Origin of the sequence: Streptomyces rubellomurinus (assembly GCF_000961885.1) — a bacterium.
GTDB classification, from domain to species: Bacteria; Actinomycetota; Actinomycetes; order Streptomycetales; family Streptomycetaceae; genus Kitasatospora; species Kitasatospora rubellomurina.
Window position 1 is genome coordinate 88,116 of the sequence record NZ_JZKH01000016.1, and the last position, 22,382, is coordinate 110,497.

The following is a 22,382-nucleotide window of genomic DNA, read 5'->3' on the forward strand; positions in this document are numbered from 1 at the left end:
CCGTCCGTCGCCCTCCGTGAAACCCTGGCCGAACCCCTCGCCACCAGCGGTTTTCCGCTGATAATGGGGCCAGGGACTCACCTGGGACCGCACGGAGGTGGTGGTCGTGATCATCAGGATCTGGGCCGGGCAGGTTGTCGCCGGCCGCCTGGAGGAGTTCTGCGCGCACCTGGCGGCCCAGGTGCTTCCGCAGCTCGGGCGGACGGACGGCTGCCTCGGCGGTGAGCTGCTGCGGTCGGTGACCGAGGACGGGCACCGGGTGCTCGTGCTGAGCCGCTGGCGCGACGAGGAGGCCCTGCGCGGGTACGCCGGGCCGATGTGGCGGATCCGGCCGGTCTGGTCGGAGGGCGAGCTGAGCTATCTCGCGCACCCCCCGGAGGTCACCCACTTCACGTCCGTCGCCACCCCCGTCACCCTCTGAGCCGCGGGCTGTCCGGCGCCCGGCGCGCGACCCACGGTCACGCGCCCCGCGCCCCGCCACCACGCGCCTCACACCGACAGCGGCACCGGATGGATCTCGTCCGCCGGGTGCCCGGTCCGGTCGTGGATCCGCTGCACCGCCTCCTTGGACGGCGCCTCGGACAGGCAGTACACCGTGCCCGAGTCCGGGTCGGCCCAGGCCTGTTCGAACCGCACGCCCTCGTCGCCCTGGATCTCCAGGTCGGCCTGGTGGGCCTGCCGCAACTGCTCCGCCGTGATCCCGGCCATCCCGTGGTGGACGTCCATGAACTTCATGGTCCTCGCCTCCGTGCCTGCCGAAGCGTGCCTGCCGGGGCGCTGTCGGAGCCCGTGAGCGGGCCGCCGCCGACGCCCCTGCTACCAGCGTCACCCCCGGCGACCGGCTCCGCCATTCCCGCCCCGGCCGTGAAACAGGCCACAGCCGCGGCCCCTCCCTGCGCCCGCGCCGCGCGTGGCACAATGTTGCCAACAGCAGTGACGTTCAGCGCACTCCGGGGTCGGTGAAAATCCGAACCGGCGGTTACAGTCCGCGACCCGTCCGCAGCCAGCGGCCGGTTGACCAGGTGAAATTCCTGGACCGACGGTTAAAGTCCGGATGGGAGGCGTGCGCGGGCGGACGATGAGCAGTACCCGTGGTCCAGCTCCGAGAACAACGGGCGGCGAGCCTCGAAGCGAGAAGCTTCGAAGACCGGCGCACGAGGGTATCGACGAGCGGCGGCCGCGGTCAGGTGAGCGGCGGGAGCGGGTCTCCCGGGCCGGGAGAGCGATCCCCCGGCGGCCTCGGCACCCCCGGCGACGGGTCGTACCGGCGGCTTCGCGCACCGGTGCCCGTCCGTGTCATCTCCCTTCTGCCGCCCCGGAGTCCGCGCCCCAAGCGCGAGGAGACCCGGGTGTTCACCGGCATCATCGAAGAGCTCGGCGAGGTCGTGTCGATCGAGGAGATCGGCGACTCCTCGCGGATCCGCCTGCGCGGCCCGGTGGTCTGTACGGACGCGCGGCACGGCGACTCCATCGCGGTGAACGGCGTGTGCCTGACCGTGGTCGACACTCCCGGCGAACTGGCCGCCGGCACCGGCGAGTTCAGCGCCGACGTGATGGCCGAGACGCTGCACCGCTCCAGCCTGGGCGAGCTGAAGCCAGGGTCCCGGGTGAACCTGGAGCGCGCCATGGCGCTCGGCGCCCGGCTCGGCGGCCACCTCGTGCAGGGCCATGTCGACGCCACCGGGCGGCTGCTCGCCCGCGAGCCCGGCGAGCGCGACGCGGCCGGCGAACTCCGTTGGGAGGTCCTGCGGTTCAGCCTCCCGGAGAGCATCTCCCGCTACCTGGTGGAGAAGGGCTCGATCACGGTCGACGGCGTCAGCCTGACCGTGGTGGAGGCCGCCCGGGACAGCTTCACCGTGAGCCTGATCCCGGCCACCCTCGCGCTGACCACGCTCGGCGCCAAGACGGTCGGCGAGAGCGTCAACCTGGAGGTGGACGTGCTCGCGAAGTACGTCGAGCGCCTGCTCGAGTCGCGCACCCTCCCCGCCCTGCCCGGCCTGCCGCCCCTGCCCGACGCGAACACCCCGGGGGAGACCAAGTGAACTGGCTCAGCGCGGAAGCCTTCACCGCCTTCGGCCAGCCGGTGAAGTGGGCCGACATGATCGGCAACCTGCTCGGCTTCGCCGGCCTCGCCCTCGGCTGGCGCCGCTCGGTGTGGAGCTGGCCGGTCCAGCTCCTGTCCGGCGCGGTGCTGATCGCCGCCTACCTCGGCGGGCACGTCCCGGGCCTGATCGGCAAGCAGCTGATCGTCATCGCCACCGCCGCCTGGGGCTGGTCGCAGTGGCGGCGCGGCCGCCGGGACACCGGCACGATCGCCGTCCGGTTCGCCGGCTGGTCCGAGCGGGCGGCCCTGGTCGGCGGCACCGCGGCCGGCACCGTCGCCCTGGGGCTGCTGTTCGAGGCCTACCCCAGCCTGTCCTGGAGCCCCTGGTCGGACGCCTACATCTTCGTCGGCACCCTGGCCGCGATGGTCGCCCAGGCGCGCGGCTGGCTGGAGTTCTGGTTCGCCTGGATCGCCGTCGACGTGGTCGGCGTCCCGCTCGCCTTCGACAGCGGCTACACCTTCTCCGGCCTGACCTACTCCGTCTACTTCGTCCTGGTGCTGCTCGGCCTGCGCTCCTGGTGGCTGAGCACCCGTGAGCCGCGAGTCACCTCCGCCAACGTCCCGCAGGGAGTCCCGGCATGACCGAGAACCAGACGTACGACAGCACCCCCGGCACGGAGGGGGAGGACCTCGTCCTCGACCCGGTCGAGCGGGCGATCGCCGACATCGCCCTCGGCCGCGCCGTGATCGTGGTCGACGACGAGGACCGCGAGAACGAGGGCGACATCGTCTTCGCCGCCGCCGCGGCCACCCCCGAGCTGATGGCCTTCACCATCCGCTACAGCTCCGGCGTGATCTGCGCCCCGATGACCGGGGAGGAGCTGGACCGGCTCAAGCTCCCGCCGATGACCCAGGTCAACGAGGACCGCAAGGGCACCGCCTACACCGTCTCGGTGGACGCCCGCGACGGCGTGGACACCGGCATCTCGGCCGCCGACCGCGCCCGCACCGTCCGGCTGCTGGCCTCGGCCGGCACCGAGCCCGGCGACCTCACCCGCCCCGGGCACGTCTTCCCGCTGCGCGCCGTCGAGGGCGGCGTGCTGGTCCGCCCCGGGCACACCGAGGCCGCCGTCGACCTGGCCCGGCTCGCCGGGCTCCCGCCGGCCGGCGCGATCGCCGAGGTGGTGAACGACGACGGCACCATGGCCCGGCTGCCCGAGCTGGTCGCCTTCGCCCGCGAGCACGGCCTGGCGGTCATCTCCATCGAGGACCTGATCGCCTACCGCCGGCGCACCGAGCTGCACGTGGACCGGGCCGCGACCACCTCGCTGCCCACCGCGCACGGCGACTTCACCGCGGTCGGCTACAAGGGCACCATCGACGGCGTCGAGCACCTCGCCCTGGTGGCCGGCGGCCTCGGCCCGGACGGGCGGCTGCCGGACGGCGAGGACGTCCTGGTGCGGGTCCACTCCGAGTGCCTGACCGGCGACGTCTTCGGCTCGCTGCGCTGCGACTGCGGCCCGCAGCTGGAGGCTTCGCTGAAGCGGGTCGCCGAGGCCGGCCGCGGCGTGGTGCTCTACCTGCGCGGCCACGAGGGCCGGGGGATCGGCCTGACCCACAAGCTGCGCGCCTACGAGCTGCAGGAGCAGGGGCGCGACACCGTCGACGCCAACCTGGACCTCGGCCTGCCCGCCGACGCCCGCGACTACAGCATCGCCGCGCAGATGCTGGCGGACCTCGGCGTCCGCTCGCTCACCCTGCTGACCAACAACCCGCAGAAGCTCACCGCGCTGACCGACCACGGCCTCAAGGTCGAGGGGCGCGAGGCCGTGGCCACCACGCCCGGCGAGCACAACCTGCGCTACCTGCGCACCAAGCGCGACCGGATGGGCCACGACCTGCCCGGCCTCGGCTCCTGAAGCAGCCGAAGCGCCCGAAGCGCCCGAAGCACCCCAGCACCTCGACCGACAGACACAGGAAGCAGGAACCATGAGCGGCCACGGAGCCCCCGAGCTGACCATCGACCACGCCGCCGACCTCAAGGTCGCCGTCGTCGCCGCCCAGTGGCACGACACCGTGATGAACGGCCTGCTGGACGGCGCCCACCGCGCGCTCAAGGAGCTCGGCGTCGCCGAGCCGACCGTGCTGCGCGTCCCCGGCACCTTCGAGCTGCCGGTCGCCGCCAAGCGCCTCGCCGAGCGCGGCTACGACGCCGTGATCGCCCTCGGCGTGGTGATCCGCGGCGGCACCCCGCACTTCGACTACGTCTGCCAGGCGGCCACCGCCGGCCTCACCCAGGTCAGCGTCGACACCGGCGTCCCGGTCGGCTTCGGCGTGCTGACCTGCGACAACGAGGAGCAGGCGCTGGACCGTGCGGGCCTGCCGGGCTCCGCCGAGGACAAGGGCCACGAGGCCGTCACCGCCGCCGTCGCCACCGCGGTCACCCTGCGCGACGTCCGCTGACCACCCGCGACCACCAGCGGCCACCCCGCGCACGCCTCCGGGCCGTGGACGTCCACCGGACCGTCCACGGTCCGGAACCGTTTACCGCCCGTCCGCCGGCACGCCGTAAGGTGAGTCCCATCATGGCTTCGAAGACATTCGAGGAGCTCTTCGCCGAGCTCCAGCAGAAGGCCGCCTCCGGCGACCCCGCGACCTCCCGTACCGCCCAGCTCGTCGAGCAGGGCGTCCATGCGATCGGCAAGAAGGTCGTCGAGGAGGCCGCCGAGGTCTGGATGGCCGCCGAGTTCCAGTCGGACGAGCAGACGGCGGAGGAGATCTCGCAGCTCCTCTACCACGTTCAGGTGATGATGATCGCCCGCGGGCTGACGCTCGACGACGTCTACAAGTACCTCTGAGCCCACCCCCCGCTCCACGTCCGAGCACACCCCTCCCCAACAGGTCCAACAGGTAAGGAAGCAACCTCCCATGCTGCGCATCGCCGTCCCCAACAAGGGTTCTCTCTCGGGTCCCGCGGCGGAGATGCTCCATGAGGCCGGCTACCGCCAGCGGAAGGACCCGAAGGAACTCGTCCTGGTCGACCCGAACAACGAGGTCGAGTTCTTCTTCCTGCGCCCGCGCGACATCGCCGTCTACGTCGGCTCCGGCCGCCTGGACGTCGGCATCACCGGCCGCGACCTGCTGCTCGACTCGCACTCCAACGCGGAGGAGGTGCTCGCCCTCGGCTTCGCCGGGTCGACCTTCCGCTTCGCCCGCCCCGAGGGCGTGGACGTGCAGGACGTCAAGGGCCTGGAGGGCCTGCGGATCGCCACCTCCTACACCGGCCTGGTCGAGCAGCACCTCGCCGACCACGGCGTGAAGGCGACCGTCACCAAGCTGGACGGCGCGGTCGAGACCGCGGTGCAGCTGGGCGTCGCCGACGTGATCGCCGACGTGGTGGAGACCGGCACCAGCCTGCGCAACGCCGGCCTGGAGGTGTTCGGCGACCCGATCCTGATCTCGGACGCCGTCGTGATCCGCCCCAAGGGCGCCGGCGAGGACGCGGGCGTCGACCAGTTCCTGCGCCGCCTGCAGGGCGTCCTGGTGGCCCGCCGCTACGTGCTGATGGACTACGACATCCGCGCCGAGAAGGTCGGCGCCGCCGTGGCGCTCACCCCCGGCCTGGAGTCGCCGACCGTCTCCCCGCTGCACACCGAGGGCTGGGTGGCCGTCCGCGCGATGGTGCTCCGCAAGGAGGCCCAGCGGATCATGGACGACCTGTGGAGCATCGGCGCCCGGGCCATCCTGGTCACCAACATCCACGCCTGCCGCCTCTGACCTGCTCGCGGGTCGGAGAGTAAAGAACGGTTCAATGGGGCGGGGACGCCGGCCGGCGTCCCCGCCCCAGCGCTGCCGAGACCAGAACCACCGGAGACCGAACGTGTCCACCCCGCCGCCCGTCGAGTACCCCGTCACCTGGGCGCCGCGCCGTACCCGCGCCGTGCTGCTGCCGGTCTGCGCGCTGCTGGTGGTGCTGTTCGCGGTGCTCGCCGTGCTGCTCCCGGCGAACTGGCAGCTCAACGACCGGATCATGATGACGGCCAGCGGCCTGCTGTTCGCCGGCGTCGGCCTGATGCTGGCCCGCCCCCGGGTGCGCGCCGACGCGGACGGCGTGACGGTGGTCAACTTCGTGCGCAGCCGCCGGCTGGCCTGGGCGGAGATCGTCCGGGTCAACTTCCGCCAGGGCGACCCGTGGGCCACCCTCGACCTCGCGGACGGCACCTCGCTCGCCGCGGTCGGCATCCAGTCCGGCGTCGGCAAGGACCAGGCGATCGCGAACGCCCGCGCGCTGCGTGACCTGGTCGAACACCACGCCGCCGGCTGACCCTCCCGGCCCGGTGGGCCGCCGGTCGGGGCCCCGAACACGTTTCCCGTCCCGGCCCCGTTATCGTCTACGCTGGTAAAAACAGGGCAAAGCCTTCCGTCGCCCTGCCCACCTTCGACCTGAGGAGTGACACACCCCCTCGATGGACGATCCGTCCGGTAGTACCTGCGCCGCCTCACTTCCGACCACCGGAAGGCGGGCGGCACTGTGATCACCGCCTGGCTGCTGTTGCTGGCGGCCCTCCTGCTGATCCTCGCCAACGGCCTGTTCGTCGCCGCCGAGTTCGCCTTCGTGACCGTCGAGCGCGGGGCCGTGGACCGCGCCGCCGAGGCGGGCGACGTCAAGGCCGGCCGGGTCTCCCGGGCCGTGCGGCACCTCTCCTTCGAACTCTCCGGCGCCCAACTGGGCATCACCGTCACCTCGCTGGTGGTCGGCATGCTCGCCGAGCCTGCGCTGTCCACGCTGCTGTCGCCCGTCATGTCGGGCCTCGGCGTGCCCGACTCGGCCGCCCGCGGCGTCGCCGTGGTCGTCGGCATGGTGGTGGCCACCGTCGTCCAGATGGTGATCGGCGAGCTGGTGCCGAAGAACTGGGCGATCTCCCGCCCGCTCCAGGTGGCCCGCGCGGTCGCCGCCCCGCACATGGCCTTCTCCTTCGTCTGCCGCCCGCTGATCAGCGCCCTGAACGGCGCCGCCGACCGTACGGTCCGGGCCTTCGGCATCGAGCCGCAGGAGGAGCTGGGGCACGCCCGCACCCCGGCCGAACTGGTCTCGCTGGCCCGCCACTCGGCGAAGGCCGGGGCGATAGACGAGGAGTCGGCGACGCTGTTCGTCCGCACCCTGGGCCTGGGCGAGCTGACCGCCGAGTCCGTGATGACCCCGCGGATCGACGTCGCCGCGCTGCAGCGCCACGCCACCGCCTCGGACGTGATCAACCTGACCCGGGCCACCGGCCTGTCCCGCTTCCCGGTCTACGCCGACAGCCTGGACGAGGTCACCGGCATCGTCACGCTCAAGGACGCGCTCGCCGTCCCGGCCGCCCGGCGCGGCCTGGTCCGGGTGGCCGAACTGGCCGCGCCGCCGCTGCTGGTGCCCGAGACACTGCCCGCCGAGCGGCTGCTGGAGCGGCTGCGCAAGCTCCAGCCGATGGCCATCGTGGTCGACGAGTACGGCGGCACCGCCGGCGTCGTCACCGTCGAGGACATCGTCGAGGAGATCGTCGGCGAGGTACAGGACGAGCACGACCCGGACGACCACCCCGACCTGCTCCCGCTGCCCCCGGTGAACGGCCTGCCCGCCTGGGAGGCGGACGGCCGCACCCGGCTCGACCAGCTGGAGCGGATCGGCCTGAGCGCCCCGGACGGCCCGTACGAGACGCTGGCCGGCCTGGTCGCCGACCTGCTCGGCAAGCTCCCCGAGGTGGGCGAGCAGGCCGGGCTGCCCGGGTGGCGGTTCACCGTGACCGGTGTCGACCGGCACCGCACCAGCCAGGTCCGGGTGGAGCGCACCGCCGTGCCCTCCCCGTTCGGCGATGCCGGGAGGGACGCCCGATGACCGCGCTCCAACTGGCCGTCGCGCTGCTGCTCCTGCTCGGCAACGCCTTCTTCGTCGGCGCCGAGTTCGCCGTCGTCTCGGTCCGCCGCAGCCAGATCGAACCGCTCGCCGAGGCGGGCAACAAGCGCGCCCGCACCGTGCTGCACGCGCTGTCGAACGTCTCCGCGATGCTGGCCGCCGCCCAACTCGGCATCACCGTCTGCTCGCTGGGCCTCGGCGCGCTCGCCGAGCCGACCATCGCCGCGCTGCTGGAGGGGCCGTTCCACGCGATCGGCGTCCCGGCCGGCCTGATGCACCCGCTCTCGTACGGGATCTCGCTCGCCCTCGTGGTGTTCCTGCACATGGTGATGGGCGAGATGGTGCCGAAGAACATGGCCATGGCCGGCCCGGAGCGGGCCGCGCTGTGGCTCGGCCCGCCGCTGGACCGGCTGGCGCGCTGGCTCGCCCCGGTGATCCGGCTGCTGAACGCCTGCGCCAACGGCGTGCTGAAGCTGTTCCGGGTGGAGGCCAGGGACGAGGTCGAGTCGGTGTTCACCACCGAGCAGCTGCTGTACCTGCTGGCCGACTCCCGGGACGCCGGCCTGCTCGACGAGGACCGCCAGGAACGCCTGGAGGACGCCCTGGAGCTGGGCCACCGCCCGGTCACCGAGGTGCTGCTCAGGCCCGAGCAGCTGGTCACCGTGGACACCAAGGTGACCGCCGCCCAGGTCGAGGAACTGGCGCTGCGCACCGGCTTCTCGCGCTTCCCGGTCACCGACGGCGACCCGGCCGGCCAGGGCTACCTGGGCTACCTGCACCTCAAGGACATCCTCGACGTGGACGACCCTTCCGCGCCCGTCCCGGCCCGGCTGTGGCGGCCGATCACCGTGCTGCGCGGCAGCCTCCCGCTGGACGACGCGCTCGGCGCGATGCGCCGCGCCGCCTGCCACCTGGCCGCCGTGCTCGACCAGGACGGCCGCACGCTCGGCGTGGTGATGCTGGAGGACGTGCTGGAGGAGCTGGTCGGCGAGATGCACGACCCGGACCACCGGTCGACCTCCGGGTAGCCCCCCGGTTTCGCCGACGGCGATTCTGCCGACAGCAGGCAACGGTTCCCGTGCCGGCCACCCTCGGAGCAGGGTGGTCGGCATGAGACTTCTGCTGCTGGGTGGGACCGAGTTCGTCGGCCGGGCCGTCGCCGAGGCGGCGCTGGCCAGGGGCTGGGAGGTGACGGCCCTCAACCGCGGCACGCGGCCCGCCCCCGAGGGCGTGCGCGTGCTGCACGGGGACCGCACCGCCGAGGGCGGCCTCGCGGCGCTGGCCACGGGGGAGTGGGACGCGGTGGTGGACACCTGGTCCTGGGCCCCGGCGGCGGTGCGCGACAGCGCCCGGCTGCTCAACGGCCGGATCGGCCACTACGCGTACGTCTCCAGCCGCTCGGTGTACGACTACCCGCTGACCTCCGGGGCGGGCGAGGCGGCCGCTGTCGTCGACTCCTCGCCCGACCTGACCGGCGAGGTGCCGTACGCCGAGGCCAAGCGCGGTGCCGAACTGGCGCTGGAGGCGGAGTTCGGCGGCAGCGCGCTGCTGGCCCGCGCCGGGCTGATCCTCGGCCCGTACGAGGACATCGGCCGGCTGCCCTGGTGGCTGAACCGGATCGCCCGCGGCGGCCCGGTGCTCGCCCCCGGCCCGCGCGACCTGCCGCTGCAGTACATCGACGTCCGCGACCTCGCGGGCTGGCTGCTGGACGCGGTCGCCGCGCGCCTGGCCGGCCCGTACAACGTGGTCAGCCCGTCCGGCCACGCCACCATGGGCGAGCTGCTGGACGCCTGCGTACGGGCCGCCGGCCCGGCCGCCGAGCTGCGCTGGACCGACCCGGAGAAGATCCTGGCGGCGGGCGTCGCGCCGTGGACGGAGCTGCCGATCTGGCTGGCGCCCGGCGAGCTGTACGACTTCCTGCACACCGGCTCGGTCGAGCGCGCGCTCGCCGCCGGGCTGCGCTGCCGGCCGGTCGCCGAGACGGTCGAGGACACCTGGGCCTGGCTGCGCTCGATCGGCGGCGAGGCCCCGCAGCGGGCCGACCGGCCGCCCGTCGGGCTCGACCCGGAGCGGGAGGTGGAGCTGCTGAAGTAGCCGTGTTCGCTGGGGAGTTGGTCAGGTGCGGCCGTCGATCAGCTCCCCGTACGCCTGCACCAGGTCCGGCAGCCGCAGCGTCGCCAGGTCCTCCCGGCCCGGCGGCTCGCGCAGCAGCGAGAGCCGCAGGTCGCGGTAGGCGCAGGACTTCTCGTACAGGGTGCGGATGAACCGGCCGTTGCCCAGCTCGTCGATCCAGCCCTCGCGGACCACGTGGGTGCAGATGCTGGCCAGCTCCTCGGCCGCGTCCTCGTCCCAGCCGTCGCCGTCCCGGCCGGCCAGCGCCGCGCCGATGGCGGTCAGCTCGTTCGGACGGTAGCTCGGGAAGTCCACCCGGGTGGTGAAGCGGGAGTTGAGGCCGGGGTTGGTGGCCAGCAGCCGGTTCATGCCCTCGGGGTAGCCGGCCAGGATCACCACCAGCCGGTCCCGGTTGTCCTCGGCGCGCTTGAGCAGCACCTGCAGCGCCTCGTCGCCGTACGCGTCGCCCTTGGTGTAGCCGGAGTTGGAGAGGCTGTACGCCTCGTCGATGAACAGCACGCCGTCCAGCGCCGAGTCGATCAGCTCGTTCGCCTTCACCGCCGTCTGACCGAGGAACTCGCCGACCAGGTCGGCCCGTTGGGCCTCCACCAGATGGTCGCCGGAGAGCAGGCCGAGGGCGTGGAAGACCCGGCCGAGGATGCGGGCCACGGTGGTCTTGCCGGTGCCGGACGGCCCGGAGAAGACGAAGTGCCGCTTCGGCGGCTGGACCGGCAGGCCCTGCTCGGCGCGCAGCCGGGACATCCGCAACTGGGCGGACAGCGCCCGCACTTGGCGCTTGACCGGCTCCAGGCCCACCATCAGCGAGAGTTCGGCCAGGGCGGCGTCCAACTCCCGGTCGTCACCCGCCGGTTGGGCGGACGGCCCGGGGGCGGAGCGGAGCTGCGCGGCGCCGCGGACGGGCAGCGGCCCGGCGGGCCCGGCCGGGCCCGCGGCGGGGCCCGATCCGGAGCGCTGCCCGGCGGCCTGCGGCGCGGCGGCGCCGGCGGCGTCGACGACGGCCGTCCCGTCCGCCCCGGCGGGCTCCGGCGCGCCGTTCGGCAGCACGTTGTTCGGCTGGGCCGCGTTCGATTGGGCCGCGCTCGGCTGGGGGCCGTTGGGCTGCGGGGCCGGCTCCGGGAACCCGTAGCCCAGCAGGGCCTCGTCCGGGAAGCCCAGGTCCGGGTACGCCCCGTCCGGGCAGGCCGGGTCCTGGTAGCCGGCCGGCTCCGGCCCGCAGTCCTCGGCGCCGCCCGGGCGCCCGCCGGCCGGCAGCCGGTCCGTCAGCCCGTCCGCCAGCCCGTCCTCGGCGGCGATCGCCGCCAGCCGCGCCTCGGTGTCCATGAACGCCGGATCGGCCCGGTGCACCGCCCGGTACAGCGGCAGCGCCGCCGCGCTGCGCCCGGCGCCCTCGTAGGCGCGCGCCAGCCAGTACCGCAGCTCCTTGCGCTGCGGCTGCTCGGAGCGGCAGCGGGCCAGCGAGGCGGCCAGCGGGGCCTGCGCCTGGGCGCACATGTCGAGGCGGACCCGGGCCATGCCGGCGAACAGCCCGGCCTCGATGCCGAGCATCGGGTCGTCCAGCAGCCGGTCGGTGTCCCGGATCAGCTGCTCCCAGTCCTTGAGCAGGTAGGAGCGGCAGGCGTGCAGGAACTGCACGGACGGGTCCTCGCCGGGCGGCGGGCACTGCTCCAACGCGCGGTCCAGCTCGGCCAGGTGGCGGCCGTCCAGCCAGTGCGAGGCGTGCGCGAGCGCGAGGTCGCGGGTGGTCTCCAGCACGGGCTGCACCCACCAGCCCAGCCAGTACCAGGAGCTGAGCGGGCGTCGGTGCAGCTGCCGCTGCTCGCCGAACCGCTTCTGGTTGCGGTACATGGCCAGCAGCGCGGCGGAGGTGTCGCTGCGCAGGGCGTGCAGGCCGAGCCAGGCGTCGGCCATCCCGGGGTCGAGTCTGACGGCGGAGCGGAACTCCTCCTCGGCGCGGGTGTAGGCGCCGGCCGTGTAGGCGTCCATGGCACGCTGCCAGGCGCGGTCGGCGAGCCGGTCCGGGCCGCCCGCCGTGCTGTCGGAACTGTCCACCGTCGTCACTCACGCCCCCCGCCGTGTGGCCCGGGGCCCCGGCCCTGGGGGTCGGCTGCGCGCCGCCGGGCCGGTGGTCGTGGTGCCCCCGGGGCGCATCCGCGCCTGTCAGGAATCGTACCGGCGCGGGGCTGATCCGGAAGGGTGTCGAACAGGGTCAAATGCGATCGCGCCAGCGGCCGTTGAGCGGGCGGGCGGCGGGCCGGGCGGTGCGGGGGGCGAGTTTCGGAAGGGCGGGGGACGGCGCCCCCGACTCACGGGGGAACAAGCCGGGGGCGCCGGGTCCGCAGCGGCCGGAATCTCGCGTTCCGGCGGCTGAGGAGAACCTAGATCCTGGCAACGCCGCAGGTCAAGAGCTTGTTGAAGTTTCACCCAGGGTGCTCGGCAAGATCCGCCCGGTCACCCCGTCGACCCTGGTCGCCGCGTACGGGCGGCTCGGGTCCGCGGCGAAATGCGCCGATTCGGCCCGCGCCCAGCCCGCCCAGAACTCGGCCAGTTCCGGCCCGTCCCGCAGCTCCCCGCGCCGCCGGGCGGCCGCCGCGTCCAGCTCCATCCAGATCACCCGGGCCAGCCGCGGCCGCACCGCCCGCCGCCCCGCGCCGACCCCCTCCACGAGCACCACCGGGGCGGCCGGCACCGCGGCCGAGCCGGCGAAGCGGCGCAGCGTCCAGTCGTACACCCGGTACGCCGTGTCCCGCCCGGCCGCCAGCGGCTCCAGCACCTGGGTGCGCAGCCGGTCGGTCCACTCGAAGGGCTCGCTGTGGGTCGCCAGGTCGTCGAGGTGGACCACCGGGGCGCCGCCGAGCGCCGCCGCCAGCCGGGCGGCGAAGGTGGTCTTGCCGGATCCGGCGTGCCCGTCCACCGCCACCAGCCGCACCGGCCCGCAGGAGGGCGGCAGCGCGCGCAGCTCGGCCGCGAGCGCGCCCAGCTCGTCGGCGGGCGCGGTCGGGGGCGCCGAAGGGGTGGGAAAGGGTCCGGAAGCAGCCACATCGGCAACCCTACGGTGCCGTATCCCGCCACTGCGGACAGTTGATCCGTGCTGGTCGTGACGGCAGCCCGGGTTTCCGGCATACTCGCCTTCGCCACGCCTGTGAACGGCCGTTCACCGCAACCCGGTGACGGTCGGGCCGACCTGCCACACCCGCGCCGGACCACGCCGACACCGAGGCGCGGCGCCCGATCGAGGAGGCGACCGCCGCCATGACCCCCTCCCCTGTGAAAGCCGTGGAGCGCCAGCTGCCGACCGAGGAGGCCCGCGAGCTGCTGAGCCTCACCCGGGAGCTGGTCCAGCGCGAGCTGCAGCCCCGCGCGGCGGAGGACGAGGCCGCCAGCCGCTTCCCCCGGGAGGTCTTCCGCACCCTCGGTGAGGCCGGCCTGCTGTCCCTGCCGTACGACGAGAAGTACGGCGGCGGCGAGCAGCCCTACGAGGTGTACCTGCAGGTCCTGGAGGAGCTCGCGGCCGGCTGGCTCGCGATCGGCCTCGGCGTCAGCGTGCACACCCTCTCCTGCCACGCGCTGGCCACCTTCGGCACCGAGGAGCAGCGCGAGAAGTGGCTGCCCGGGATGCTCTCCGGCGAGCAGCTCGGCGCCTACTGCCTCTCCGAGCCGCAGTCCGGTTCGGACGCGGCCGCGCTGCGCACCCGCGCCGAGCTCGACGGCGACGCGTACGTGGTGAACGGCACCAAGGCGTGGATCACCCACGGCGGGCAGGCCGACTTCTACAGCGCCCTGGTGCGCACCGGCGTCGACGGGCCGAAGGGCATCAGCTGCCTGCTCGTGCCCGGGGTCACCGAGGGGCTGTCGGCCGCGCAGCCGGAGCACAAGATGGGCATGCGCTCCTCGCCGACCGCGCAGCTGAACTTCGACGGCGCCCGGATCTCCCGCGAGCGGCTGATCGGCGAGGAGGGCCAGGGCTTCCAGATCGCGCTCGGCGCGCTGGACTCGGGCCGCCTCGGCATCGCCGCGTGCGCGATCGGCGTCGCCCAGGCCGCGCTCGACCTCGCCGTCGACTACGCCGCCACCCGGCGCCAGTTCGGCCGGGCGATCGGCGACTTCCAGGGCCTGTCGTTCATGCTCGCCGACATGGCGACGCAGATCGAGGCCGGGCGCGCGCTGTACCTGTCCGCCGCCCGCCTGCGGGACGCCGGCCGGCCGTTCTCCAAGGAGGCGGCGATGGCCAAGCTGTTCTGCACCGACACGGTGATGCGGGTGACCACCGACGCCGTCCAGGTGCTCGGCGGCTACGGCTACACGCAGGACTTCCCGGCCGAGCGCTACATGCGCGAGGCGAAGGTGCTGCAGATCGTCGAGGGCACCAACCAGATCCAGCGCCTGGTCATCGGTCGCCACCTCGCCAAGGGCGCCAAGGGCTGACCGCTCCCCGTACGGCCTCCGGCCGCCACTCCAGGGTGCGGAGTGGCGGCCGGAGGCTTCTCTGGCGGTGCGTCAAGTCGCCCGCGCGGGGCGGGAGTCAGCGCCGGACGAGACGGCGGCGCTGCTCCGGGATGGCCGCCAGCTGCGGTCGCGCGGGAGCGGGCTGGGCGGCGGCGCGCACCGGCCGGTGCAGCACCGCGTGGGAGAACGGCTGGGTGCGCCAGTCGAGTTGGCTCGGGAGCTTGAACAGCCCGGCCAGCCCGCTCTGTTCGGCGTCCGCCGGGGCCTCGACCTCGGCCAGGTCGTCCGTGGGCGTGCCCGAGCCCGGGCAGATCGCCGGGGCGAACGGGTTCCACGCGGTCGGGAGCAGCGCGTGCTGCGGCAGCCGCTCCTCGTCCGCCACCAGGGCGATCGGGCGCCGGCACTCGGGGCAGTTGACCCGGAAGATGTCCCAGGTCTCGGCCTCGCCGGGGTCGGTGCCCGGCGTGTGCTCGGCCGCGAGGCCATCGCGGCCGGTCATATCGTCGGTCTCGTCGGCGCCCAGCGCGCGCTGGTCAGTAGCAGGCATGAGGATCCCCCTAGGATCGGGCCCGGCGTTGTCGTCCAGGGCCACAACCAGCACTTCCCTGCGACTCGGACTCATAACCCTGCGGCCCGGCGCACCGTGATGCACCAGGTGTGTCCTTCGCCACACCGGCCGCCCGGCCGGCTGCCATGGTCGCCCGGCATGTGCCCCGGCACCTGCGGCGGCACCGGGTGCCACCGCGTGCGCCCCCCGTGCGCCGGAGCCGGTAGGTTGGCCGCTGTGGAGGATCTCGACCAACGCATCGTCCAGCTGCTCCTCGAGGACGGCCGGATGAGCTACACGGACCTGGGCAAGGCCACCGGCCTGTCCACCTCGGCGGTGCACCAGCGGGTGCGCCGCCTCGAACAGCGCGGGGTGATCCGCGGTTACACCGCGATCATCGACCCGGACGCCGTCGACCTGGCGCTGACCGCATTCATCTCGGTCAAGCCCTTCGACCCCAGCGCCCCGGACGACACCCCGGAACGGCTGGCCGGCCTGCCCGAGATCGAGGCCTGCCACAGCGTCGCCGGCGACGAGAACTACATCCTCAAGGTCCGCGTCGGCGCCCCCGGCGACCTGGAGGACCTGCTCGCCCGCATCCGCAGCGCCGCCGGGGTCTCCACCCGCACCACCGTCGTCCTCTCCACCCCGTACGAGGCGCGACCCCCGAAGCTTTGACCCGGCATCCGGGCCCAGGGCTCTGGCCTGGCATCCAGGCCCCAGGGCTCTGACCTGGCATCCGAGGGGTGCAGACTTAGCCGCATGACCGAACGCACCTCCCGGACCGTCCTGCTGCGCGGCGGCGCCGTCTACAGCCCCGCCGACCCCTTCGCCACCGCGATGCTCGTCGAGGGCGAGCACGTCGCCTGGGTCGGCAGCGACGGCGCCGCCGAGGCGTACGCCGCGACCGCGGACGAGATCGTCGAGCTGGACGGCGCGCTGGTCACCCCCGCCTTCGTCGACGCCCACGTGCACGCCACCGCCACCGGGCTGGCGCTCACCGGCCTCGACCTCACCGGCAGCCCCTCGCTGGCCGCCGCGCTGGCCGCCGTCACCGCCTTCGTCGACGGCCAGGACGAGCCCGGCGGCGTGCTGATCGGCCACGGCTGGGACGAGTCCGGCTGGCCCGAGGGCCGCCCGCCCACGCTCGCCGAACTCGACGCCGCCGCCCGCGGCGCGGCCCTCTACCTCTCCCGCACCGATGTGCACTCCGCGGTCGCCACCAGCGCGCTGCGCACCCTCACCGAGGGCCTGCCCGAGCGCGCCGGCTTCGACCCCGAGGGCCCGCTCACCAAGGACGCCCACCACGCCGTCCGGCAGACCGCGCTCGCCCGCCTCACCCCCGAGCAGCGCCGCCGCGCCCAGCGCGCCGCGCTGGCCCGCGCCGCCGAACTCGGCATCGGCGCCGTCCACGAGTGCGCTGGCCCGGAGATCTCCTCGGAGGCGGACCTGACCGCCCTGCTGGCCCTCGCCGCCGAGGGTGACGGCCCTGAAGTCTTCGGCTACTGGGGCGAGTTGGGCGGCGTCGAGACCGCCCGCCGGCTCGGCGCGACGGGCGCCGGCGGGGACCTCTTCGTCGACGGCGCGCTCGGCTCGCGCACCGCCTGCCTGCACACCCCGTACGCCGACGCCGCGCACACCGGCACCGCCTACCTGACCGCCGCGCAGGTCGCCGACCACGTCGCCGCCTGCACCGAGGCCGGGCTGCAGGCCGGCTTCCACGCCATCGGCGACGCGGCCGTCGCGGCCGTCATCGAGGGCGTCCGGGCGGCCGGCGAGCGGGTCGGCGCCGCCCGGGTCCGGGCGCTGCGCCACCGCGTCGAGCACGCCGAGGCACTGGACGGCGCGTCCATCGCCGCCTTCGCCGAGCTGGGCCTGACCGCCTCCGTCCAGCCCGCCTTCGACGCCGCCTGGGGCGGCCCGGACGGCATGTACGTGCGGCGCCTGGGCGCCGAGCGGGCCGCCGCCCTCAACCCGTACGCGGCGCTGCTGCGGGCCGGCGTCCCGCTGGCCTTCGGCTCGGACGCCCCGGTCACCCCGCTCGACCCGTGGGGCACCGTCCGCGCCGCCGCCTTCCACCGGACCCTGGACCACCGGATCTCGGTCCGCGCCGCCTTCACCGCGCACACCCGCGGCGGCTGGCGCGCGATCGGCCGCGACCAGGACGGCGTCCTGGTGCCGGGCGCGGTCGCCAGCTACGCGATCTGGGCCGCCGACGACCTGGTCGTCCAGGCCCCCGACTCCCGGGTCGCCGGCTGGTCCACCGACCCGCGCTCCGGCACCCCCGGCCTGCCGGACCTCACCCCGGGCCGCGACCTGCCGGTCTGCCTGCGCACCGTGGTCCGCGGCCGCACGGTGCACCAGCGCTGAACCGGATGAAGGCGGCGGGCACCGGACCGTAGGTTGAACTGGCATGACTGCGCTGGTCCCCGCCGACTTCACCGTCCCGCGCCAACTGCTCGCCACCTACCACCCTCAGCGCACGGCGGCCTGACGTTCCGGGGTACCTTCTTCGGACAGCGTCCGAACAAGCAAGCCCCCAGGAAGATGGTGCGCCGGTGACCATGCCCGTCACCCAGGAGCGGTCCGGTCCGGCCGCCGAGCCGCAGGAGCCGGCGCACCGGCCGGGCCGGGTGGCCCGCGCGCTCGCCAAGGTCCGGGCCGGGCTGCCCCGGACCGGCCTCGCCGCCCTGGCCGGCCTGCTGCTCGCCCTCGCCTTCCCGCCGTACGACCTGTGGCCGCTGTCGCTGCTCGGGGTGGCCGCGCTCTCGCTGCTCACCCGGGGCCGTACCGTCCGGCAGGGCGCCTGGACGGGCTTCGCGTTCGGCCTGCCGTTCTTCCTGATGCTGCTGAGCTGGCTGCGGGTGGTCGGCTGGGACGCCACCGTCGGCCTGTCGATCGTCGAGGCGCTGTTCCTGGCCGCGCTCGGCGGCGCCCTCGCGCTCACCTCCCGGCTGCCCGGCTGGCCGCTCTGGGCGGCCTGCCTGTGGATCACCCAGGAGTGGGCGCGCGACCGGCTGCCGCTCGGCGGCTTCCCCTGGGGCCGGCTGGCCTTCGCCAACACCGCCACCCCGTACACCCCGCTGGCCGCGCTCGGCGGCGCGCCGCTGGTGACCTTCGCGGTCGCGCTCTCCGGCGCCATGCTGGCCTGGGCGGCGCTGCGGGTGCGCGGGCCGCGGCGGGCGCCGCTGGCAGCCGCGCTGGCGGCGCTCGGCGCGGTGGCCGCGCTGCTGGCCGGCTACGCCGTGCCGGTGCCGACCGCGGCGGACGACACCGTGAAGGTCGCCATCGTCCAGGGCAACGTGCCGAACCCGGGCATGGACTTCCTCGGCCGCCCGATGATGGTCCTCAACAACCACGCCGCGGCCACCGAGCGCCTCGCCCTCGACATCGCGAACGGCAAGGTCCAGCGCCCGGACGTGGTGATCTGGCCGGAGAACTCCTCCGACCTGGACCCGTTCAGCGACCCGCTGGCCCACGAGCGCATCGACGAGGCCGTCAAGGCGATCGGCGTGCCCACCCTGGTCGGCACCCTGGTGGACGGCCCGGACGCGCAGCACGTCCAGAACGAGGGCATCGTCTGGGACCCGGTCACCGGCCCGGGCGCCTCCTACACCAAGCAGCACCCCGTCCCGTTCGGCGAGTACGTGCCGTTCCGCGCCCAGCTGATGAAGGTGATCACCCGCCTCCAGCGGGTCGCCCGGGACTTCTACCCCGGCGACCACAACGGCGTGATGCAGCTCGGCCCGGCGCGGATCGGCGACGTGATCTGCTTCGAGGTCGCCTACGACGAGATCGTCCGCGACACCGTGGACAGCGGCGCCCGCGTCCTGGTGGTCCAGACCAACAACGCGACCTACGCCAAGACCGGGCAGCCCGAGCAGCAGCTCGCGATGAGCCGGCTGCGCGCCGTCGAGCACGGCCGGTCGGTGCTGATCGCCGCCACCAGCGGCATCAGCGCGGTGATCGGCCCGGACGGCACCGTCCAGCAGCGCACCGAGGAGCTGACCGCCGCCGAGCTGTCGGCGGTCGTCCCGCTGCGCGACGGCACCACGGTCGCCGACCGGGTGGGCGCCGCGCCGGAGTGGACGCTGGCCGTCGCGGGCCTGCTGGCCTGCGGCGCGGCGGTCCTGATCGGCCGGGCCCGGAGGAAGGCGGCTGGAACACCGGCCGAGGGGGAATCGTTGGACCAGGTGGTGCCGTAGCCGGCCCGGACCTCCCGTGCGGCGCGCCCTAGCACCGCTTTGGAGTGGATCCGTACCGTGACGCAGCAAGCTACCCCCACCCGTCCGGCTCCGCGCGGCAGGCTCCGCCGGGCACTGCCGCTGCTGGTGACCGCCTGGCTGGTGCTGGAGATCTGGCTGCTGGTCCAGGTGGGCTCCTGGCTGGGCGGCTTCACCGTCCTGCTGCTGCTCGTCGCCGGCGTGCTGATCGGCGGCTCGCTGATCAAGCGGGCCGGGCTGAAGGCGCTGTCGGCGGCGCTCGAACAGAGCCGCAACCCGCAGTCGCAGCAGCCGCAGACCGGCACCAGCCTGACCGTGCTGGCCGGCCTGCTGCTCATCCTCCCCGGTTTCCTGTCCGACCTGGTCGCGCTGACCCTGCTGTTCCCGCCCACCCGGGCGCTCTGGCGGGCGGCCGGGCGCCGGGCCGCGGACCGGGCGCTGCGCGCCGCCGGCCCGGTCGGCGCCGCCCCGTTCGCGGACGCGATGCGGCTGCAGGAGCAGCTGCGCATCCACCGCCCGGACGGCAAGGTGATCCAGGGCGAGGTGGTCGACCCGGCCGCCGGCCCGCGCGACCCGCAGGACCCGGACACCGGCTACCGCCCGCCGCTCGCCGGCTGAACGAACGGGGCCGCGGCGGCCCGCCGTCCGCCGCGGCCCGAGAACTCCTCGCGCGGAACTCCGGAAACCGTCTCCGGGCAACGCGAAAGGGACCCTGGTGACCAGGGTCCCTTTTCGATTGCTCCCGCGCGGGGCGGGAGCGGTGTCAGGCGCTCTTGCGGGTGTCGCGCGGGTGCACCGCGAGGTTCATCCCGCCGGAGCGGAGCACGGCCAGCCGCTCGGCCAGCACCTCCTCCAGCTCCTCGCGCGTCCGGCGCTCCATCAGCATGTCCCAATGGGTGCGCGTCGGCTTGGCCTTCTTCTCCTCGGGCTCGTCGCCGTCGAGGAGAGCCGCCTCCTGGCCGCAGAAGCGGCATTCCCAGGTCGACGGGATCTCCGCCTCGACCGAGAAGGGAACCTCGAAGCGGTGTCCGTTCTGACATGCGTACTCGACGGTCTGGCGGGGCGCCAGGTCAATGCCACGGTCGGTCTCGTAGCTAGTGGCCCCGAGTCGCGTGCCGCGGAGAGCTCGCTCGCTCATGAATCGTGCCTCCCGGGCTCATGGCCCACAGGACTAGTGGTCGCTGTTCTTCGTCGTTCGGTCAACGCTCGGCTTCCGACGAAGATTCCCGTCCCGGGACATGCGTCGTCTGTCGTGCCGCCCCTGTTTGTACCCACCGGCGCCCGATTTGTCACATCTGGCCGGTGATATCACCCCAGGTGTCACCTATTTCACATCTGGCGATCGTGCGTACTTTCTGTGACGAGCGTACCGGGACGGGATCCGACGCGCCTCGCCGCCCCCGAATCATCAAGGAACCTGCCCCGGATCGCCTTCGAAATGCGGGGATCAGGAGATCGGTCGGGAACGGATCATCGGCTCGCTCTTGCCGAGGTCGACGGGCCGGGCCGCGGCGCCCGGATCGGTGGCCGGGACGACCGGCGGGCGGTCCGGGCGGGGCGGCACCGCGGCGGCGGCCTCGGTGCGGGTGTCCCGGTGCGGCAGCAGGGCGATCACCGCGTCCCGCAGCTGGGCCGGCGCCTCCTCGTCGAGCGGGTCGACGGTGGCCGGAACCTGCAGCCGGACGGGCGCGGCGTTGCCGATCCGGGCGTAGCCGCGGCCGAGCGGCGCGTGCGCGGCCGGCACGATGTCCAGCGGCGCGCCGAGCGCGGCGTAGGCGTCTTCGGGGCCGGTGGGGCCGAGCAGCACCCGGGCCCGGGTGGTCGCCCGGACGGTCGGGGTGAGCCGCTCCAGCGCCTCGACGGCGTCGGCGACCACCACCGTGACCCGGGCGGCCCGGCCGTGCCGCAGCGGCAGCTCCAGCAGGTCCTGCGGGTCCGGCCGGCCCTCGGCCTGGGCCAGTTCGCTCAGCTCGGTCGGGTGGTCCAGCAGCAGCCACAGCGGCCGGGTGGCGTCCTCCGGCGGAGCGGCGCCGGCGTGCCGGGCGGCGTTCAGCGCGGTGAGCCGCCGCTCGGTCTCCTGGGCGGCCCACTGCAGCGCGGCCAGCGCGCCGTGCAGGCTGGTCTCCACGGTGTGCACGCCCGGGCGGTTCACCAGGCAGGCGTGTTCACCGGTGCCGGCGCCGTCGACCACCACCAGGTCGGCGTACGGCAGGGCCTGCAGGGCGATCGAGCGGAGCAGGCTGGAGGTGCCGTAGCCGGTCGCGCCGAGGGCCAGCAGGTGCGGCTCGGAGGAGCGCGGGCCGGTGCGCCAGACGACCGGCGGCTGCTGGACGGTCGCGCCGGCCCGGCCGACCGGGATGGTCCGGGCGCTGCCGTCCTCGTCGGTGAAGCCGAGCACGATCTCGCCGGGGGCGGCGACGAAGCGCTGGGCGGCGATGTCGGTGGGCAGCGGGGTCAGTGCGGCGATCCGCAGCCGGTTGGACTCCTCGTCCCAGTCGAAGCGGTACTCCCGGGCCCGGCCGGCCTTGCCCTGCACGACCTGCTCGATCCGGGCCCGGGCGGCGGGCTCGGTGTCGGTGAAGTAGGCCGGGTAGCTCAGCTCCAGGCGGCTGAGCCGACCCTCGCCGTCGAACTCCCAGGAGCCGAAGGCGTTCTTGTAGTCGCCCTCGAAGTGGTAGAGCGGGTTGGCGTCCTCGGGGCCGCACAGGTACGGGGTGAGCGCCGAGTAGAGGGCGCCCAACTTGACCTCCGCGATGTCGGGCCCGGGCGGGGCAGACGGCGCCTTGGGGGCCCGGCCGGACCAGGCGGCGGTGGCCATCAGGGCGATCAGCGCGAACAGCAGGCCGTGCGGCAGCAGGTAGATGCCGACCAGCATCGCGGCGGTGAGGAACAGCGTCGGGCCGCGGCGGTCCTTCGGGGTGGCCTGCCAGCGGCCCTTGGCCCAGTCGGCGTGGTGGCGCAGCCCGCGGCCGATCACGGTGAGCGGGGCGAACATGTCGGAGGCGTGGTCCCCGGCGGTTCGGGCGATCTCGCGGCCCTTGCTGAGATGGCGGTGCAGCGTCATTCCTTGACTCCCCGGGCGGGTGGGACGGGTGGGGG

The 22,382-nt window shown here is 74.3% G+C and carries 22 protein-coding genes and 1 riboswitch; of the genes, 16 read left to right on the forward strand and 6 right to left on the reverse strand.

Annotated features, from left to right (window positions below; genetic code table 11):
• Positions 1 to 106: 106 nt before the first annotated feature.
• Entirely contained in the window at positions 107 to 421 is a 315-nt protein-coding gene (locus VM95_RS10800) for an antibiotic biosynthesis monooxygenase family protein (protein WP_157882041.1), read from the forward strand.
• 68 nt (positions 422 to 489) lie between these two features.
• Here the strand turns inward: VM95_RS10800 and VM95_RS10805 are convergent, their stop codons facing one another.
• Entirely contained in the window at positions 490 to 735 is a 246-nt protein-coding gene (locus tag VM95_RS10805; RefSeq protein WP_045694632.1) for an SCO4226 family nickel-binding protein, read from the reverse strand.
• A gap of 207 nt (positions 736 to 942) precedes the next feature.
• A riboswitch (FMN riboswitch) is annotated at positions 943 to 1,070 on the forward strand.
• 279 nt (positions 1,071 to 1,349) lie between these two features.
• Here VM95_RS10805 and VM95_RS10810 point away from each other — a divergent pair.
• From VM95_RS10810 to VM95_RS10855, 10 genes are all read left to right on the forward strand, one after another.
• On the forward strand, positions 1,350 to 2,042 hold the full coding sequence (locus VM95_RS10810) for a riboflavin synthase (RefSeq protein ID WP_045694633.1): 693 nt from the start codon (positions 1,350 to 1,352) through the stop codon (positions 2,040 to 2,042).
• Between the two features lie 56 nt (positions 2,043 to 2,098).
• Positions 2,099 to 2,686 carry a nicotinamide mononucleotide transporter family protein gene (locus tag VM95_RS10815; RefSeq protein ID WP_078859781.1) on the forward strand — a complete coding sequence of 196 codons (588 nt, stop codon included), beginning with the start codon at positions 2,099 to 2,101 and terminating at the stop codon, positions 2,684 to 2,686.
• Positions 2,683 to 3,963 (forward strand): bifunctional 3,4-dihydroxy-2-butanone-4-phosphate synthase/GTP cyclohydrolase II, encoded by a 1,281-nt coding sequence (locus tag VM95_RS10820; protein ID WP_045694635.1) that lies wholly within the window; start codon positions 2,683 to 2,685, stop codon positions 3,961 to 3,963. The genes VM95_RS10815 and VM95_RS10820 overlap by 4 nt, the downstream gene beginning before the upstream one ends.
• Before the next feature lie 70 nt (positions 3,964 to 4,033).
• Positions 4,034 to 4,507 (forward strand): 6,7-dimethyl-8-ribityllumazine synthase, encoded by a 474-nt coding sequence (gene ribH, locus VM95_RS10825; RefSeq protein WP_045694637.1) that lies wholly within the window; start codon positions 4,034 to 4,036, stop codon positions 4,505 to 4,507.
• A 122-nt stretch (positions 4,508 to 4,629) separates the two neighbouring features.
• The gene (locus VM95_RS10830) at positions 4,630 to 4,902 is read left to right on the forward strand and encodes a phosphoribosyl-ATP diphosphatase (protein ID WP_045694641.1); all 273 of its coding nucleotides are present in this window, start codon (positions 4,630 to 4,632) and stop codon (positions 4,900 to 4,902) included.
• A gap of 70 nt (positions 4,903 to 4,972) precedes the next feature.
• A complete protein-coding gene (gene hisG / locus VM95_RS10835) occupies positions 4,973 to 5,821 on the forward strand; it encodes an ATP phosphoribosyltransferase (RefSeq protein ID WP_045694644.1) in 849 nt (282 codons plus the stop codon).
• Between the two features lie 103 nt (positions 5,822 to 5,924).
• Positions 5,925 to 6,368 carry a PH domain-containing protein gene (locus VM95_RS10840; protein WP_045694646.1) on the forward strand — a complete coding sequence of 148 codons (444 nt, stop codon included), beginning with the start codon at positions 5,925 to 5,927 and terminating at the stop codon, positions 6,366 to 6,368.
• 207 nt (positions 6,369 to 6,575) lie between these two features.
• Positions 6,576 to 7,919: a hemolysin family protein gene (locus tag VM95_RS10845; RefSeq protein ID WP_107072922.1), complete on the forward strand. Its 1,344-nt coding sequence runs from the start codon at positions 6,576 to 6,578 to the stop codon at positions 7,917 to 7,919.
• Positions 7,916 to 8,965 (forward strand): hemolysin family protein, encoded by a 1,050-nt coding sequence (locus tag VM95_RS10850; RefSeq protein ID WP_045694648.1) that lies wholly within the window; start codon positions 7,916 to 7,918, stop codon positions 8,963 to 8,965. Before VM95_RS10845 ends, VM95_RS10850 begins: the two co-directional genes overlap by 4 nt.
• An 82-nt stretch (positions 8,966 to 9,047) precedes the next feature.
• A complete protein-coding gene (locus VM95_RS10855; RefSeq protein WP_045694651.1) occupies positions 9,048 to 10,031 on the forward strand; it encodes an NAD-dependent epimerase/dehydratase family protein in 984 nt (327 codons plus the stop codon).
• A 21-nt stretch (positions 10,032 to 10,052) separates the two neighbouring features.
• Here the strand turns inward: VM95_RS10855 and VM95_RS10860 are convergent, their stop codons facing one another.
• Positions 10,053 to 12,053: an AAA family ATPase gene (locus tag VM95_RS10860; RefSeq protein WP_052707285.1), complete on the reverse strand. Its 2,001-nt coding sequence runs from the start codon at positions 12,051 to 12,053 to the stop codon at positions 10,053 to 10,055.
• 415 nt (positions 12,054 to 12,468) lie between these two features.
• The gene (locus VM95_RS10865; RefSeq protein ID WP_052707282.1) at positions 12,469 to 13,107 is read right to left on the reverse strand and encodes a uridine kinase family protein; all 639 of its coding nucleotides are present in this window, start codon (positions 13,105 to 13,107) and stop codon (positions 12,469 to 12,471) included.
• A 212-nt stretch (positions 13,108 to 13,319) separates the two neighbouring features.
• Here VM95_RS10865 and VM95_RS10870 point away from each other — a divergent pair, with 212 nt between their 5' ends.
• Positions 13,320 to 14,492 carry an acyl-CoA dehydrogenase family protein gene (locus VM95_RS10870; RefSeq protein WP_045694653.1) on the forward strand — a complete coding sequence of 391 codons (1,173 nt, stop codon included), beginning with the start codon at positions 13,320 to 13,322 and terminating at the stop codon, positions 14,490 to 14,492.
• Between the two features lie 97 nt (positions 14,493 to 14,589).
• On the opposite strand, the gene VM95_RS43660 is transcribed toward VM95_RS10870, so the two are convergent.
• Positions 14,590 to 15,060 carry a hypothetical protein gene (locus tag VM95_RS43660; protein ID WP_157882042.1) on the reverse strand — a complete coding sequence of 157 codons (471 nt, stop codon included), beginning with the start codon at positions 15,058 to 15,060 and terminating at the stop codon, positions 14,590 to 14,592.
• A gap of 237 nt (positions 15,061 to 15,297) precedes the next feature.
• Here VM95_RS43660 and VM95_RS10880 point away from each other — a divergent pair, with 237 nt between their 5' ends.
• The 4 genes from VM95_RS10880 to fxsA all read left to right on the forward strand — a co-directional run bounded on the left by VM95_RS10880 (position 15,298) and on the right by fxsA (position 19,901).
• Positions 15,298 to 15,738 carry an Lrp/AsnC family transcriptional regulator gene (locus tag VM95_RS10880; protein WP_045694655.1) on the forward strand — a complete coding sequence of 147 codons (441 nt, stop codon included), beginning with the start codon at positions 15,298 to 15,300 and terminating at the stop codon, positions 15,736 to 15,738.
• 84 nt (positions 15,739 to 15,822) lie between these two features.
• Positions 15,823 to 17,430: an amidohydrolase gene (locus VM95_RS10885; protein ID WP_045694658.1), complete on the forward strand. Its 1,608-nt coding sequence runs from the start codon at positions 15,823 to 15,825 to the stop codon at positions 17,428 to 17,430.
• A gap of 194 nt (positions 17,431 to 17,624) precedes the next feature.
• On the forward strand, positions 17,625 to 19,265 hold the full coding sequence (gene lnt, locus VM95_RS10890; RefSeq protein WP_045694734.1) for an apolipoprotein N-acyltransferase: 1,641 nt from the start codon (positions 17,625 to 17,627) through the stop codon (positions 19,263 to 19,265).
• 57 nt (positions 19,266 to 19,322) lie between these two features.
• A complete protein-coding gene (gene fxsA / locus VM95_RS10895; RefSeq protein WP_045694660.1) occupies positions 19,323 to 19,901 on the forward strand; it encodes an FxsA family membrane protein in 579 nt (192 codons plus the stop codon).
• A 145-nt stretch (positions 19,902 to 20,046) separates the two neighbouring features.
• On the opposite strand, the gene VM95_RS10900 is transcribed toward fxsA, so the two are convergent.
• Together VM95_RS10900 and VM95_RS10905 are read right to left on the reverse strand one after the other, a co-directional pair.
• A complete protein-coding gene (locus VM95_RS10900; RefSeq protein WP_045694663.1) occupies positions 20,047 to 20,421 on the reverse strand; it encodes an RNA polymerase-binding protein RbpA in 375 nt (124 codons plus the stop codon).
• Positions 20,422 to 20,730: 309 nt separating this feature from the next.
• A complete protein-coding gene (locus VM95_RS10905; protein ID WP_167352908.1) occupies positions 20,731 to 22,347 on the reverse strand; it encodes a hypothetical protein in 1,617 nt (538 codons plus the stop codon).
• Between the last annotated feature and the right edge of the window lie 35 nt (positions 22,348 to 22,382).